The organism is Xanthomonas sp. DAR 35659 (genome assembly GCF_041242975.1).
Lineage (GTDB): Bacteria > Pseudomonadota > Gammaproteobacteria > Xanthomonadales > Xanthomonadaceae > Xanthomonas_A > Xanthomonas_A medicagonis.
In genome coordinates this window covers 1,831,035-1,843,471 of record NZ_CP162488.1, presented here as the reverse complement: position 1 = coordinate 1,843,471, position 12,437 = coordinate 1,831,035, and the positions used below count along the sequence as shown (strand labels likewise).

General features: G+C 66.9%; 12 protein-coding genes. 5 read left to right on the top strand and 7 right to left on the bottom strand.

The window, feature by feature from the left end:
• Window positions 1-25 precede the first annotated feature (25 nt).
• The 4 genes from AB3X07_RS07840 to AB3X07_RS07825 are packed head-to-tail and all read left to right on the top strand — an operon-like array spanning window position 26 to window position 3,586.
• A complete protein-coding gene (locus AB3X07_RS07840; protein ID WP_369943864.1) occupies window positions 26-1,255 on the top strand; it encodes an MFS transporter in 1,230 nt (409 codons plus the stop codon).
• Window positions 1,252-2,376 carry a Gfo/Idh/MocA family protein gene (locus AB3X07_RS07835; RefSeq protein WP_369943863.1) on the top strand — a complete coding sequence of 375 codons (1,125 nt, stop codon included), beginning with the start codon at window positions 1,252-1,254 and terminating at the stop codon, window positions 2,374-2,376. Before AB3X07_RS07840 ends, AB3X07_RS07835 begins: the two co-directional genes overlap by 4 nt.
• A gap of 19 nt (window positions 2,377-2,395) precedes the next feature.
• Window positions 2,396-3,271 carry a sugar phosphate isomerase/epimerase family protein gene (locus AB3X07_RS07830; protein ID WP_369943862.1) on the top strand — a complete coding sequence of 292 codons (876 nt, stop codon included), beginning with the start codon at window positions 2,396-2,398 and terminating at the stop codon, window positions 3,269-3,271.
• A 27-nt stretch (window positions 3,272-3,298) separates the two neighbouring features.
• Window positions 3,299-3,586, top strand: coding sequence for a cytochrome c (locus tag AB3X07_RS07825; protein WP_369944691.1), 288 nt, complete (start codon window positions 3,299-3,301; stop codon window positions 3,584-3,586).
• Between the two features lie 27 nt (window positions 3,587-3,613).
• Here AB3X07_RS07825 and AB3X07_RS07820 read toward each other — a convergent pair whose 3' ends face one another.
• From AB3X07_RS07820 to AB3X07_RS07795, 6 genes are all read right to left on the bottom strand, one after another.
• A complete protein-coding gene (locus tag AB3X07_RS07820; RefSeq protein ID WP_369943861.1) occupies window positions 3,614-4,357 on the bottom strand; it encodes a 3-keto-disaccharide hydrolase in 744 nt (247 codons plus the stop codon).
• Window positions 4,358-4,401: 44 nt separating this feature from the next.
• Window positions 4,402-4,977 (bottom strand): gluconate 2-dehydrogenase subunit 3 family protein, encoded by a 576-nt coding sequence (locus AB3X07_RS07815; RefSeq protein ID WP_369943860.1) that lies wholly within the window; start codon window positions 4,975-4,977, stop codon window positions 4,402-4,404.
• Window positions 4,977-6,662 carry a GMC oxidoreductase gene (locus AB3X07_RS07810; protein ID WP_369943859.1) on the bottom strand — a complete coding sequence of 562 codons (1,686 nt, stop codon included), beginning with the start codon at window positions 6,660-6,662 and terminating at the stop codon, window positions 4,977-4,979. Before AB3X07_RS07810 ends, AB3X07_RS07815 begins: the two co-directional genes overlap by 1 nt.
• Before the next feature lie 30 nt (window positions 6,663-6,692).
• On the bottom strand, window positions 6,693-7,595 hold the full coding sequence (locus AB3X07_RS07805) for a hydroxypyruvate isomerase family protein (RefSeq protein WP_369944690.1): 903 nt from the start codon (window positions 7,593-7,595) through the stop codon (window positions 6,693-6,695).
• An 871-nt stretch (window positions 7,596-8,466) separates the two neighbouring features.
• Window positions 8,467-9,263 (bottom strand): IS5 family transposase gene (locus AB3X07_RS07800; protein ID WP_369943858.1). Its coding sequence is split into 2 segments (ribosomal slippage): window positions 8,467-8,933 and window positions 8,933-9,263, totalling 798 coding nucleotides; the frame shifts between segments, so codons are not numbered across the junction.
• Window positions 9,264-9,561: 298 nt separating this feature from the next.
• The gene (locus tag AB3X07_RS07795) at window positions 9,562-10,068 is read right to left on the bottom strand and encodes a single-stranded DNA-binding protein (protein ID WP_369943857.1); all 507 of its coding nucleotides are present in this window, start codon (window positions 10,066-10,068) and stop codon (window positions 9,562-9,564) included.
• A gap of 192 nt (window positions 10,069-10,260) precedes the next feature.
• Between AB3X07_RS07795 and AB3X07_RS07790 the strand changes: the two genes are divergently transcribed.
• Window positions 10,261-11,259, top strand: coding sequence for a polyprenyl synthetase family protein (locus AB3X07_RS07790; protein ID WP_369943856.1), 999 nt, complete (start codon window positions 10,261-10,263; stop codon window positions 11,257-11,259).
• 237 nt (window positions 11,260-11,496) lie between these two features.
• Here AB3X07_RS07790 and AB3X07_RS07785 read toward each other — a convergent pair whose 3' ends face one another.
• Complete coding sequence (locus AB3X07_RS07785) at window positions 11,497-12,297, bottom strand: dienelactone hydrolase family protein (protein WP_369943855.1); 801 nt, start codon at window positions 12,295-12,297, stop codon at window positions 11,497-11,499.
• Between the last annotated feature and the right edge of the window lie 140 nt (window positions 12,298-12,437).

The window sequence follows — 12,437 nt, the reverse complement described above, 5'->3', positions numbered from 1 at the left end:
CACCACCGCCCTGGGAGGGGAAGCCATGACGCACGCCATGTCGCGCTTGGGCGCGATGATGTTTCTGCAGTTCTTCATCTGGGGGGCATGGTTCGTGACCCTGGGAACCTACCTGGTGCAGGGTCCGTTGCAGGCCAGCGCGAGCCAGGTGGCCACGGCCTTCCTCAGCCAGTCGATCGGCGCCATCGTCGCGCCGTTCCTGGTCGGCCTGATCGCCGATCGCTATTTCGCGGCGCAGCGCATCCTGGCGGTGCTGCACCTGGCCGGCGCGGCACTGATGTGGCTGGCATCCACGGCGACGGACTTCGGCACGTTCTCCGCCTACGTCATGGGCTACATGCTGCTGTTCATGCCGACCCTGGCGCTGGCCAACAGCGTGGCGATGCGGCACATGCACTCGCCCGAAAAGCAATTCCCGCCGGTACGCATGGCCGGCAGCGTCGGCTGGATCGTGGCGGGCGTGCTGATCGGCTGGCTGGGCTGGGAACAGGCGCACCGGCTCGAACTGACCTTCCGCATGGCGGCGCTGGCCTCGCTGGCGCTGGGCCTGTATGCCTTCACCCTGCCGCACACGCCGCCGTTGGCGCAACAGCGCGATGCCGGGCTGGGGCAGATCCTGGGGCTGGACGCGCTGCGCCTGCTGAAGTCGCGCTCCTACCTGGTGTTCTTCCTAGCCTCGATCGCCATCTGCATTCCGCTGGCGTTCTACTACAACTTCACCAACCCCTATCTCAACGACCTGGGCGTGCGCGGCGCGGCCGGGCTGCAGTCGCTGGGCCAGGTGTCGGAAGTGCTGCTGATGCTGGCGATGCCGTTCCTGTTCGCGCGGCTGGGGGTCAAGACGATGCTGGCCCTGGGCATGGCCGCATGGGTGGTGCGCTACGCGCTATTCGCCTTCGGCGATGCGGGCAGCGGCTTCGCGCTGCTGGTGATCGGCATCGTGCTGCACGGCATCTGCTACGACTTCTTCTTCGTCACCGGCCAGATCTACACCGATGCGCATGCCGGCCCCGCCGCGCGCAGCAGCGCGCAGGGCTTCATCACCCTGGCCACGTACGGCGTGGGCATGTTGATCGGCACCTTCCTGTCCGGCGCGGTGGTGGAGCATTACACCACCGCGGCGGGCCCGGACTGGCAACGGATCTGGCTGTTCCCGGCCGCGGTGGCGCTGGCGGTGCTGGTCGCCTTCCTGCTGCTGTTCCGCGATCGCCCGGCGGTCGCGGCCGCCGCGTCCACGCCCGAGACCATCCGATGAGCAGGCTCGGTATCGCCATCGTCGGCACCGGCATGATCGGCGCGGTGCATCGCCGCGCGGCGCTGCTGGCCGGTGCGCAGGTGCGCGGCGTCGCCGCCTCTTCCGCGCAACGCGCACGCGAGGTGGCGCAGGCGTGGGATGTCCCGCGCGCCTATCGCGACATCGAGGAGCTGATCGCCGATCCGCAGGTCCAGGTCGTGCACGTCTGCACGCCCAACCATCTGCATCGCGCCATGGCGCAGGCGGCGCTGGAAGCCGGCAAGCATGTGATCTGCGAGAAACCCCTGGCCACGACCCTGGAAGACGCCCAGGCCTTGGCCGCGCTGGCCGCCGCGACCGGGCTGGTCGCCACGGTGCCCTTCGTCTACCGCTACCACCCGGTGATCCGCGAGGCCCGGGCCCGCGTCGCGCAGGGCGAGCTGGGGCCGCTGCGCCTGATCCACGGCAGCTACCTGCAGGACTGGCTGCTCGATCCCGCCAGCAACAACTGGCGCGTGGACCCGGCCCTGGGTGGTGCGTCGCGGGTATTCGCCGATATCGGCTCGCACTGGTGCGACCTGGTGGAATGGGTCGGCGGGGAGCGCTTCGTCGAGGTCAGCGCGGCGTTCGCGACCGTGATCGCCGAGCGCGGCAGCAGCACCGGGCAGAGCTTCAGCACCCCGGCGGCGGGCGGCGCGATGCAGGCGGTCGCCAGCGAGGACGTGGCCATGGCCATGTTCAGAACCGGCGCGGGCACGCTGGCGTCGTTGACGGTCAGCCAGGTCTCGGCCGGACGCCGCAATCGCCTCTGGTTCGAGATCGATGGCGCCAGGGCCAGCGTGGCCTTCGACCAGGAGGACGCCGAGCGGCTGTGGATCGGCCGTCCCGACCAGCGCGAGGAGGTCTTCGTGCGCGGACCGGGCGCCGGCAGTGCCGAACAACGCCGGCTGTCGGTGTTGCCGGCCGGGCACGCACAGGGCTACGGCAACTGCTTCGAGGCGTTCGTCGCCGACACCTACCACGCCATCGAGGGCGAGCGGCCGCAGGGCCTGCCCACCTTCGAGGACGGGGTGCGCTCGGCGCTGATCGTCGACCGCGTCATCGCATCGGCCAGGACGCGCGCCTGGACATCCATCGGTTGAATCCCGGGAGGACCTCTTGATGAACTCACCCACACGCCGCACCGCGACCCTCGCACTGCTGCTGCTCGCCGCCCTGCCCGCCTTCGCGCGCGCCGCCCCCGCCGACCCGCAACAGCAACAGCCCATCGCGGTGCAGATGTACACGCTGCGCAACGCCGGCTCGCTCGACCAGCAGTTGAAGATCGTGCACGCCGCGGGCGTGGGCGCGGTGGAAACGGTCGGCACGCAGAACGTCAGCGCCGCGGAACTCAAGCAGTTGCTGGACCGGTATTCGATCAAGGCGATCTCGTCCCACGTGCAACTGGCCGAACTGCGCAAGGATCTGGACGGCGTGGTGGCGTTCAACCGGTCGATCGGCAACACCACGCTGGTGGTGCCGTACCTGGACGCGAAGGAGCGGCCGACCGACGCCGCCGGCTGGACCGCCCTGGGCCAGGAACTGGGCGGGATTGCGAAGCGGGTGCGGGCCAAGGGCATGCGCCTGGCCTACCACAACCACGACTTCGAACTGGTCGACTTCAACGGCAAGACCGGCCTGGAACTGCTGTTCGCGGCGGCCGGCCCCGACCTGCAGACCGAACTGGACCTGGCCTGGGTCGCGCGCGCGGGCCACGACCCGGCGGCGATGCTGGGCAAGTTCAGCGGCCGCCTGTTCGCCGTGCATGCCAAGGACAATGCGCCCAAAGGCCAGGCCGAGGACGAGGGCGGCTTCGCCGCCGTCGGCCAGGGCGTGCTGGACTGGAACGCGATCCTGCCCGCCGCGGCCGCTGCCGGCGTGCGCTGGTACATCGTCGAGCACGACAATCCGCGCGACCCCGCCAAGGTCATCCAGGCCGGCGCGGATTACCTGCGCGCGCACCTGCCCGCCAATCCGCCCGCCAGCGCACCGCGCTAGCCAGCCAAGGAGCCCCGCTTGAAGACGATGCTGACAGTGGCCGTGGCGCTGATGGGGTCGACGCTCGCGACCGCGGCGTGGGCCAAGGACGACCCCACAGCCGGCGCACAGCTCTACGCCACGCACTGCACGGCCTGCCATGGCGCCGATCGCGCCGGCGTGCCCGGCGCGTTCCCCGCGCTCACCGATGTGGGCAAGCGGCTGCAGCCTGCGCAGGTCAAGGAGAAGATCCGCAACGGTGGCGGCCTGATGCCGCCCTTTGCGCAGTTGTCGCAGCAGGAGATCGACGACCTCGCCAGCTTCCTGGCGCAATAGGACGCCGACGCCGGCGGCGTGCCGGCGCTACAGCTCGCGCACCCAGATGTTGCGGTAGCTGACCTTGGAATCGTGCTCCTGCAGCAGGATGGGCGCGCACGCATGCGGCGAGTACGACGGCGCGCCGATGTACTCGGTCTTGCCCGCCACGACGGTATCGTTCTGCACCAGCACGCCGTTGTGCAGCACGGTGATGCGCGCGGGCGAGATGAGCCCGCCGCCCTGCGAGAAGCGCGGCGCCTTCCAGATGATGTCGTAAGCCTGCCACTCGCCTGGCGCGCGCGAAGCGTTCACCAGCGGAATGGCCTGCTTATAGATCGCGCCTGCCTGGCCGTTGGCGTAGGTCGGGTTGTCATAGCTGTCGAGCACCTGCAGCTCGTACGCCTCCTGCAGGAAGATGCCGCTGTTGCCCCGCTGCTGGCCGTCGAACCCACGGATCGCGGTGGGCGTGCGCCATTCCACATGCAACTGGATATCGCAGAAGCGCTGCCTGGTGCGGATGCCCTTGCTGCCTGGCACCACGGTCAACGCGCCGCCGGCGACGCGCCAGGGCACGGCGCCGCCCTGCTCCGACTCCCAGGCGGACGTATTCTTGCCGTCGAACAGCACGATCGCATCGGAGGGCGCGCGGCCCGCCGGCGTGGCCACGGTCGCGGGCACCGGCGTCCACACCTCGGTCTTGGCCGGATCGCGCGCGCCTGCATCGTCGGCCTGCGCGAACGCGGGCGTCGTGGCCAGCAGGCAGGCCGTCAGCAGGAAGTGTCTGCTCATCTGATTCCCTGGGAAGTGGCGCATGGAGAATGCAGGCCGGCCCATCAGTTGGTCCCCCAGGCCGGCGTGCCGGGCACGTAGGCCAGGTCGCCGTCGTAGCGACCCGGCACGGCGACGTACCGCAGCACCTCGGTCGCGCCGACCTTGGAGGTGAAAAAGCTGAAGAGGGTCAGTTGCTTGATCATCGTGAAGGCATGCGGCATCGCGGCCAATGCTTTGGGCGTGCCGGTGTCGGTCACCTTGACGAGATGCTTGCGGGCTTCCGCGTCCAGGGCGCGCAGCAGTTCGGTACGCGCCTGCGGCGTCAGCGACACGAACCGGCCGCCGGCGCGTTTGTCGATGTCGACAAGGCCGGCGCGGAACGTGGCCTGCTCGCGGGGGGTGTAGCAATCGGTGACGAAGCGCGCCATGAACTGGCCCACGCCGGCGTCCTTCGCGCCCGGCGTCTTGGTCCGCGGCAGGATGGTCTCGGCGATCTCGTCGAGCAGGCCGACCTCGGCAGCGGAGAACAGCGGTTTCGTCCCCGCGGCCGGCGCCTGCCCATGCGCAAGCGCGGGCAGGCCGACCATGGCCGCGCCGGTGGCGGCGAAAATCATCTTCAGCAGGTCGCGACGTTCCATCACAGGTTCCCCGCTTTCAGTTCGCGCACCGCATGGTCGGCGGCCCGCGCCGTCAACGCCATGTAGGTGAGCGAGGGATTCACGCAGGCACTGGAGGTCATGCAGGCGCCGTCGGTCACGTACACGTTGGGCGCGTCCCAGACCTGGTTGTGCTGGTTCAGCACCGAATTCTTGCGGTCGCGGCCCATGCGCGCGGTCCCCATTTCGTGGATGCCCTTGCCGGGCGCGTAGTCGTCGTCGTGCATCTGCACGTCCTTGACCCCGGCGGCCTCGAACATCTCCGCGGCATCGGCCGCCATGTCCTTGCGCATGGCCTTTTCGTTCGCGCGCAGGGCCACGTCCATCGCCAGGACCGGCAGGCCCCACTTGTCCTTGCGCCGCGGATCCAGACGAATCGTGTTGTCGTGGTGCGGCAGCATCTCGCCGAAGCCGGTCATGCCGATGCGCCACTCGCCGGGCAGGGTCAGCGCCTCCTTCAGGTCGGCGCCGATGTTGAGTTCGGCGATCTCGCGCGACCAGCCCGTGCGGCTGGCGCCGCCCTGGTAGCCGAACCCGCGCAGGTAGCCGCGCTTGTCGCCGGCGACATTGCGGAAACGCGGAATGTAGAAGCCGCAGGGACGGCGGCCGAAGTAGTACTTGTCGTCGTAGCCCTCGACCCGACCGGACGCGCCCGCGCCGAAATGATGGTCCATCACGTTGTGCCCCAGCTCGCCGGACGACGACCCCAGCCCGCCTTCCCAGACGTCGGTGGCCGAGTTCATCAGCAGCCAGGTCGAGTTGAAGGACGACGCATTGAGGAAGATGACGTTGGCCGTGTACTGGTAGGTCTGCCCGCTCTCGGCATCGATGATCTCCACGCCGCGCGCGCGCTTGCGGTCCTTGTCGTAAAGCACTTCCTTGACGATCGAGAAGGGCCGCAAGGTCAGGTTGCCGGTCTTCATCGCCGCCGGCAACGTCGCCGACTGGGTCGAGAAGTAGGCGCCGTAGGGACAGCCCAGGATGCACTTGTTGCGGTACTGGCAGTTGACCCGGCCCTGCTCGACCTTGGGCTGGGTGATGTTCGCGGTGCGCGAGTGGATCAGGTGCCGCGTTCCGCCGAAAGCCTTCTTGATCCGCGCGGCCACGTCCTTCTCGACGATGTTCAAGGGGATCGGCGGCAGGAACTCGCCATCCGGCAACACGTCCAGACCCTCGCGCGTGCCGGCGATGCCGGCGAACTTCTCCACGTAGTCGTACCAGGGCGCGATGTCGGCGTAGCGGATCGGCCAATCGGTGGCGATGCCGTCCCTGAGGTTGGCCTCGAAATCCAGGTCCGAAAAGCGGTAGCTCTGCCGGCCCCACATCAGCGAACGGCCGCCCACGTGATAGCCACGGAACCAGTCGAAGCGCTTGGTCTCGACGTAGGGCGATTCCTTTTCGTTGGCCCACATCCCCTGCAGGTTCTCGACCAGGCCGTAGTCGCGGCTCAACACCGGATAGTCGGCGATCATCGCCTGGGTGGGCCGGTTGTGGTGCGGGAAATCCCACGCCTCCTTCATCGCGTTGACGTAGTCCTTGACGTGCTCGATGTTGCGCCCGCGTTCCAGCATCAGGACCTTGAGGCCCTTCTCGGTCAGCTCCTTCGCTGCCCAACCGCCACTGATTCCCGAGCCGACGACGATGGCGTCGTAGTGATTGTCTGCCATGGGTTCTACTTCACCTGGGTGGATATCGTTTCAGACGTCGCAGAGGCGGATCGCCTCGCGCAGCGAGCCGACGGGATCCGGCGCCGTGGGAATGAATTCCTGCGCCAGATAGCCATCGAAACCGGTGTCGCGGATCGCGCGACAGATGGCCGGATAGTGGAGTTCCTGCCGATCCCCGATCTCGTGCCGGCCGGGCACGCCCGCGGTGTGGTAATGCTTGAAGCAGGCGTGATGCCGGCCGATGGTGGCGATGATGTCGCCCTCCATGATCTGCATGTGATAGATGTCGTACAGCAGGCCGAAATGTTCCGAGCCGATCCGCTTGCACAGCTCGACGCCCCAGGCGGAGTGGTCGCACAGATAGTCGGGATGGTCGACCTTGGAGTTCAGCAGCTCCATCACCAACACGACACCGCGTTTCTCGGCATGCCCGAGGATGCGCTTGAGTCCCGCCTCGGCGTTGGCCAAGCCATCCTGCGGATCCATGCCGTCACGATTGCCGGAGAAGCAGATGAGGTTGCGATAGCCGGCATCGGCGACCAGATCGATGTGACGGGTGTAACGCGCGACCAACGCGTCGTGGTACTGGCGGCCCGCGAAGCCCTTGTCCAGGCCCAGTTCCGCGCCGTTGCACATCGAGCTATACACGCCGTTGGCTTTGAGCGTGGGCCAGTCCGCCGGGCCGACCAGGTCGATGGCGGCGAAGCCGATGCCTTTTACCGTCTGGCAGAGCTGGGCGACCGACTGCTGAGGAAACGTCCAGCGCGCGACCGAATGCTTCAGGCTGCCCTTGCGCGGCGCGACGGCGGCGTCGGCAACTCCAGGCAGCAGGCCCGCGGCGCACAGGCCGAGGCTGCCGGCAACAGCGACGCGTAACGCCTCTCGCCGCGTGACCCCCACGGCTGGCGCCGGTCCGATCGAGTGGATGGACATCCGCGTGCCGGCCTCCCAACCGGTGTGAAACATTCACGATTCGCCGCAATGCAATCGATTGCACCATAAAGGAGGCCGTCGTTTTTTTGCAAGACGCAGTGCACGAAAACCCATGCTGCGGGGCAGCATGCTTGTCGGGATAGCGACTTCATGATGGCGACGGGATCGTTGTAGCTACTCGGGATGTCCAGTGCATATCTGAGTTGCGCACCCCAAGCGCCTCTCCAATCCTCAATCCAAGATTCAACAGCCACCGCACCAGAAGCGCATTCCGATAGCGAGTGTGCTCATCGCGCCACGGGTTGTCGGCGCAGGTAGGATCGGTCACTCGCAGCAGCTCTTGCACCTGCCTGTCGGATAGCCCCTCCCGTTCAACTCGGATGCCGGCTGCCGGCTGCCGGCGAGTAGCGCATCCGACTATCCAATGCCCTGAACGTGATCTCCGTAGCGCTCTGAAGGCGGGCAAGGAATGCGTTCGACACGCCATTTCGGCTTCGACGATCATCTGCCAGCCAAGCAAGGTAGCTACGGATATACAACAGACGCGTGGACGCAACCTGAGGGGCCACTTCTTTTAAGCGTTGTCCACGAGGCCTGGTGCGCACAGCCTCCTTTGCTAGGACTCGCTTCTTGCTTTGAGTGCAAGAGACAGTCGTCTTGGAGCCGAGTTCCGCCAACCGTTGCCGGCTACTACGTATGAGCCCTTCAACCTCAGCAACCGAAAGAAGTTCCCCATACTCCAGACGACTGTCTAAGTCGATCCGAGGTGCAGCCAAGAAATGTTCAAGAACCACGATCGCACGCAGCACGTTGCTGATCGTGTTAGTTGAAAGACTTCTGACGCGAACCCGAGTTAGAGTCTCTAACAAAACTAAGGAAGGATCCGTAGGCAGATGATCGAACTGGCAATCGAGAGCCACGCCAGATGGATATCGATGCGACGTTCGAATCGGATGCGTAGCTTGCCCATGCCTGCGAACCACGCGTGAGTGCGTTCCACGACCCAGCGATGGCGCCCCAGCCGGTCGTTGCGCTCGATCCCCTTGCGAGCGATGCGTGGCGTGATGCCCCGCTTCTTGAGGTGATGGCGGCAACGATCGATGTCGTAGGCCTTGTCAGCGTGCAGTTTGCCTGGCCAACGTCGTGGGCGCCCTGGCTTGCCGGCGATCGGCGGCAAGGCATCGACCAGTTCCTCGAAGACCACCGAGTCGTGCCGGTTGGCTCCGGTCACGCAGAACGCCAAGGGAACGCCATTGCGGTCGACGATCAGATGCCGCTTGCTGCCGAGTTTGCCGCGATCGGTCGGGTTCGGTCCGGTGTACGCGCCCCCCGGGGGGAGGCCACACTGGCCGCGTCCAGGCTGGCTCGGCTCAGGTCCAGCTTGTCGGCTCGCCGCAATTCGGCCAGCAGGACCTGATGCAGGCGATGCCAGACGCCGGCGGCCTGCCAGTCGCGCAACCGGCGCCAACAGGTCATGCCGCTGCCGTAGCCCAGTTCCAGGGGCAGTTCTTCCCATGGAATGCCGGTCCGCAGGACATAGACGATGCCGTTGAGGGCTTGCTGATCGCTGACGCGAGGCCGCCCTCCTTTGGGGGAGGGCTTTACTGATGGGATCAGCGGTTCGATGCGCTTCCACAGCGCGGCGGGGATCTCTTTGCGACGGGCCATGTCGCTAATTTTGCCACATGCGAATCTGCGTTCAACTACGTTTTGTTAGCGACTCTTAGTGCAAACACGGTGGGGCGAAAGAGCGGGCATCCATGCTCATCCAGCAATACTGGAAAGCGTTCGCCAGAGGCGAACACGACGATCCGAACCCGAAATGCCGGCTCCATCGTTTACATCCTCTACTGCTAGAAGATTGGCCTCAGACTAGTCAAGAAGCAAAGATCTCCGCGCAAACAAGAAAACCCCAGTAAGCAAAATGGCTTACTGGGGCTTATTTGCATCTCTGAACTACTAAAAATTAGAACGGAATATCGTCATCCGCGAAGTCGTCCATCGGCGCGGACTGCTGCGGCGCCGGCTGCTGGCGACGCGGGGTGTAATCCTGGCCACCACCGCCCTGGTTCGGGCGCTCCTGGCGCGGGGCCGAGCGCTGCGGGCGATCACCGCCCATGCCACCGCCACCGCCTTCGCCACGGCCGCCCAGCATCTGCATTTCGTCGGCGACGATGTCTGTGGAGTACTTCTCCACGCCGTCCTGGCCGGTGTACTTGTCGTAGCGGATCGACCCTTCGACGTACACCGAGCTGCCCTTGCGCAGGTACTCGCCGGCGATCTCGCCGAGCTTGCCGAAGAACACCACGCGGTGCCATTCGGTGCGCTCCTGCTGGTTGCCGTCCTTGTCCTTGCGCACGCTGGTGGTGGCCAGGCTGATGCGGGTGATCGCCATGCCGGCCTGGGTGTACTTGGTGTCGGGATCGTTGCCGAGGTTGCCGACGAGGATGACTTTGTTGATGCCGCGGGCCATGGAATTCTTCCGTTCGGGATGGGGAACCCGCTGGGGCGCGGGCGTATCGGATGGGGGCGCCCGCTCGGAAACGGGCGTAGACAGTGAATTATACCGGGCTGGCCGCCGATATCAGCCTTCCGCCGGTTCAGGCGTCAGACTCCCCCTCGCCGGGGTGCCCTATAATCCCTGCATTCCCCCAAGTACGACCGCATGAGCCTCGCCGAAGACCTCCGCCCCGCCCTGGGGCTGCCTCAGATCCAGGCGCTGGCCGCGCCCGACATGAGCGCCGCCGATGCCCTGATCCGCGGCCGCCTGGCTTCGGACGTGGTGCTCATCAACCAGATCGCCGAGCACATCGTCTCCGCCGGCGGCAAGCGCCTGCGGCCGATGCTGGTGATGCTGGCCGGGCGCGCCTGCGGCGGCGGCGGGCCGGTGCACCAGCAACTGGCGGTGATCGTCGAGTTCATCCACACCTCCACCCTGCTCCACGACGACGTGGTGGACGAGTCGGACCTGCGCCGCGGCCGCAGCACCGCCAATGCGCTATGGGGCAATGCGCCCAGCGTGCTGGTCGGCGACTTCCTGTATTCGCGCAGCTTCCAACTGATGGTGGAGCTGGACAGCATGGCGGTGATGCGGCTGCTCGCCGACACCACCAACCGCATCGCCGAGGGCGAGGTGCTGCAACTGCTGCACGTGCACAACCCGGACACCGACGAGGCCGCCTACCTGCGCGTGATCGAGCGCAAGACCGCGGTGCTGTTCGCCGCCGGCACCCGCCTCGGGGCGATGGCCTCGGGCGCGTCCGACGAGGTGCAGCAGCGCCTGTACGACTACGGCATGCACCTGGGCTACGCGTTCCAGATCGCCGACGACGTGCTCGACTACACCGCCGATGCCGCCGACCTGGGCAAGAACCTGGGCGACGACCTGGCCGAGGGCAAGGCCACGCTGCCGCTGATCCACGCGATGGCGCATGCCGACGAGACCACCCGCGCGCGCCTGCGCCAGATCGTCGAACAGGGCGACGCCAGCGCGATGCCGGAGGTGTTGGCGGCGATCCAGGCCAGCGGCGGCATCGACTACAGCCGCCGCCGCGCGGCCGACTACGCCGCCGCCGCCGAGCACGCCCTGGATGGCCTGCCGGAGAACGAGGCGCTCGCCGCGCTGCGCGGACTGGCCCGTTACGCGGTCGAGCGCAAGCATTGATCCGGCGCGCTGGGCGCGCGCCGGACGGGATTGGGGAATGGGGATTGGGGATTGGGGAATCGTAACGGCGGGTTGGCTGGCGACTGACGCGTTGCTGCCCCCGCCAGACCAACTGGTCGGTGAGGACGGCCGCGGAAAACGCGCCTTGCAAACGGATGCGGCAGTGCAGTCGGCAAACGCGCCGTGCCGCTGTTGCCAATCCCAAATCCCGCCAAGCGCGCAGCGCGAGGCACCTCCCTAATCCCGGCCAAACCGCTCCTCGAAGAAATCGTGCAGCATGCGGTAGGCACGCTTGGCCGCGCGCGGGTTGTACTGGCAACCCGGCGGGCTGTTGGCGTCGGCCTCGGCGAAGCAGTGCACGGCGCCGCTGAAGTTGACGAATTGCCAGTCGGCACCGGCGCCGTTCATCTCCTGCTCGAAGGCGGCGATGTCGTCGCGGCTCACGCTCTTGTCGTCGGCGCCATTGAGCACCAGCAGCGGCGTCTTCGCGCTACCCGACGCCGCCGGCGATGGCGTCGACAGGCCGCCGTGCAGGCTGACCACGCCGGCCAGCGGCGCGCCGGCACGGACCAGTTCCAGCACCGTGGTGCCGCCGAAGCAGAAACCGACCGCACCGATCCGCGATGCATCCAATGGCGCTTTGCCGGCCTGCGCCTTCAATACCTCGACCGCCTTCAATGCCCGCGCACGCAGAGTCGGAGGATCCTTCTTCAGCGCGCCGGCGAACTGCCCGGCCTCGGTGTCGTTGGCCGGACGCTTGCCCTTGCCGTACACGTCGGCCACCAGCACCACGTAGTCGTCGCCGGCGAGCTGTTTGGCCTTCTCGATGGCCGACGCGTTGACGCCGCGCCAGTTCGGCACCATCACCAGGCCCGGCCGCTTGTCGCTGTCCGCATCGTCGTAGACCAGCACGCCACTGAAGCTGTCCTTGCCGACCTTCCACTCCACCGGCTTGGCCTGCATCGCGGCCAGCGCCGGTAGCGGCAGCGCCAAGACCAGGCCCAGAACGCCGATCCACCGCATCGTACGAGTGCGCATCGCGTTTCTCCCATCGGAACCAGCCGGCAGTCTAGAACGTTTTCTTGCGGCGGTTTGCAGACAGGGAGAGCGACTTCAGTAGAGCGACCTCAGTGGCGAAGGACTCCATCGGCGAAGCCCATCGCGACTCAGGTCGCGAC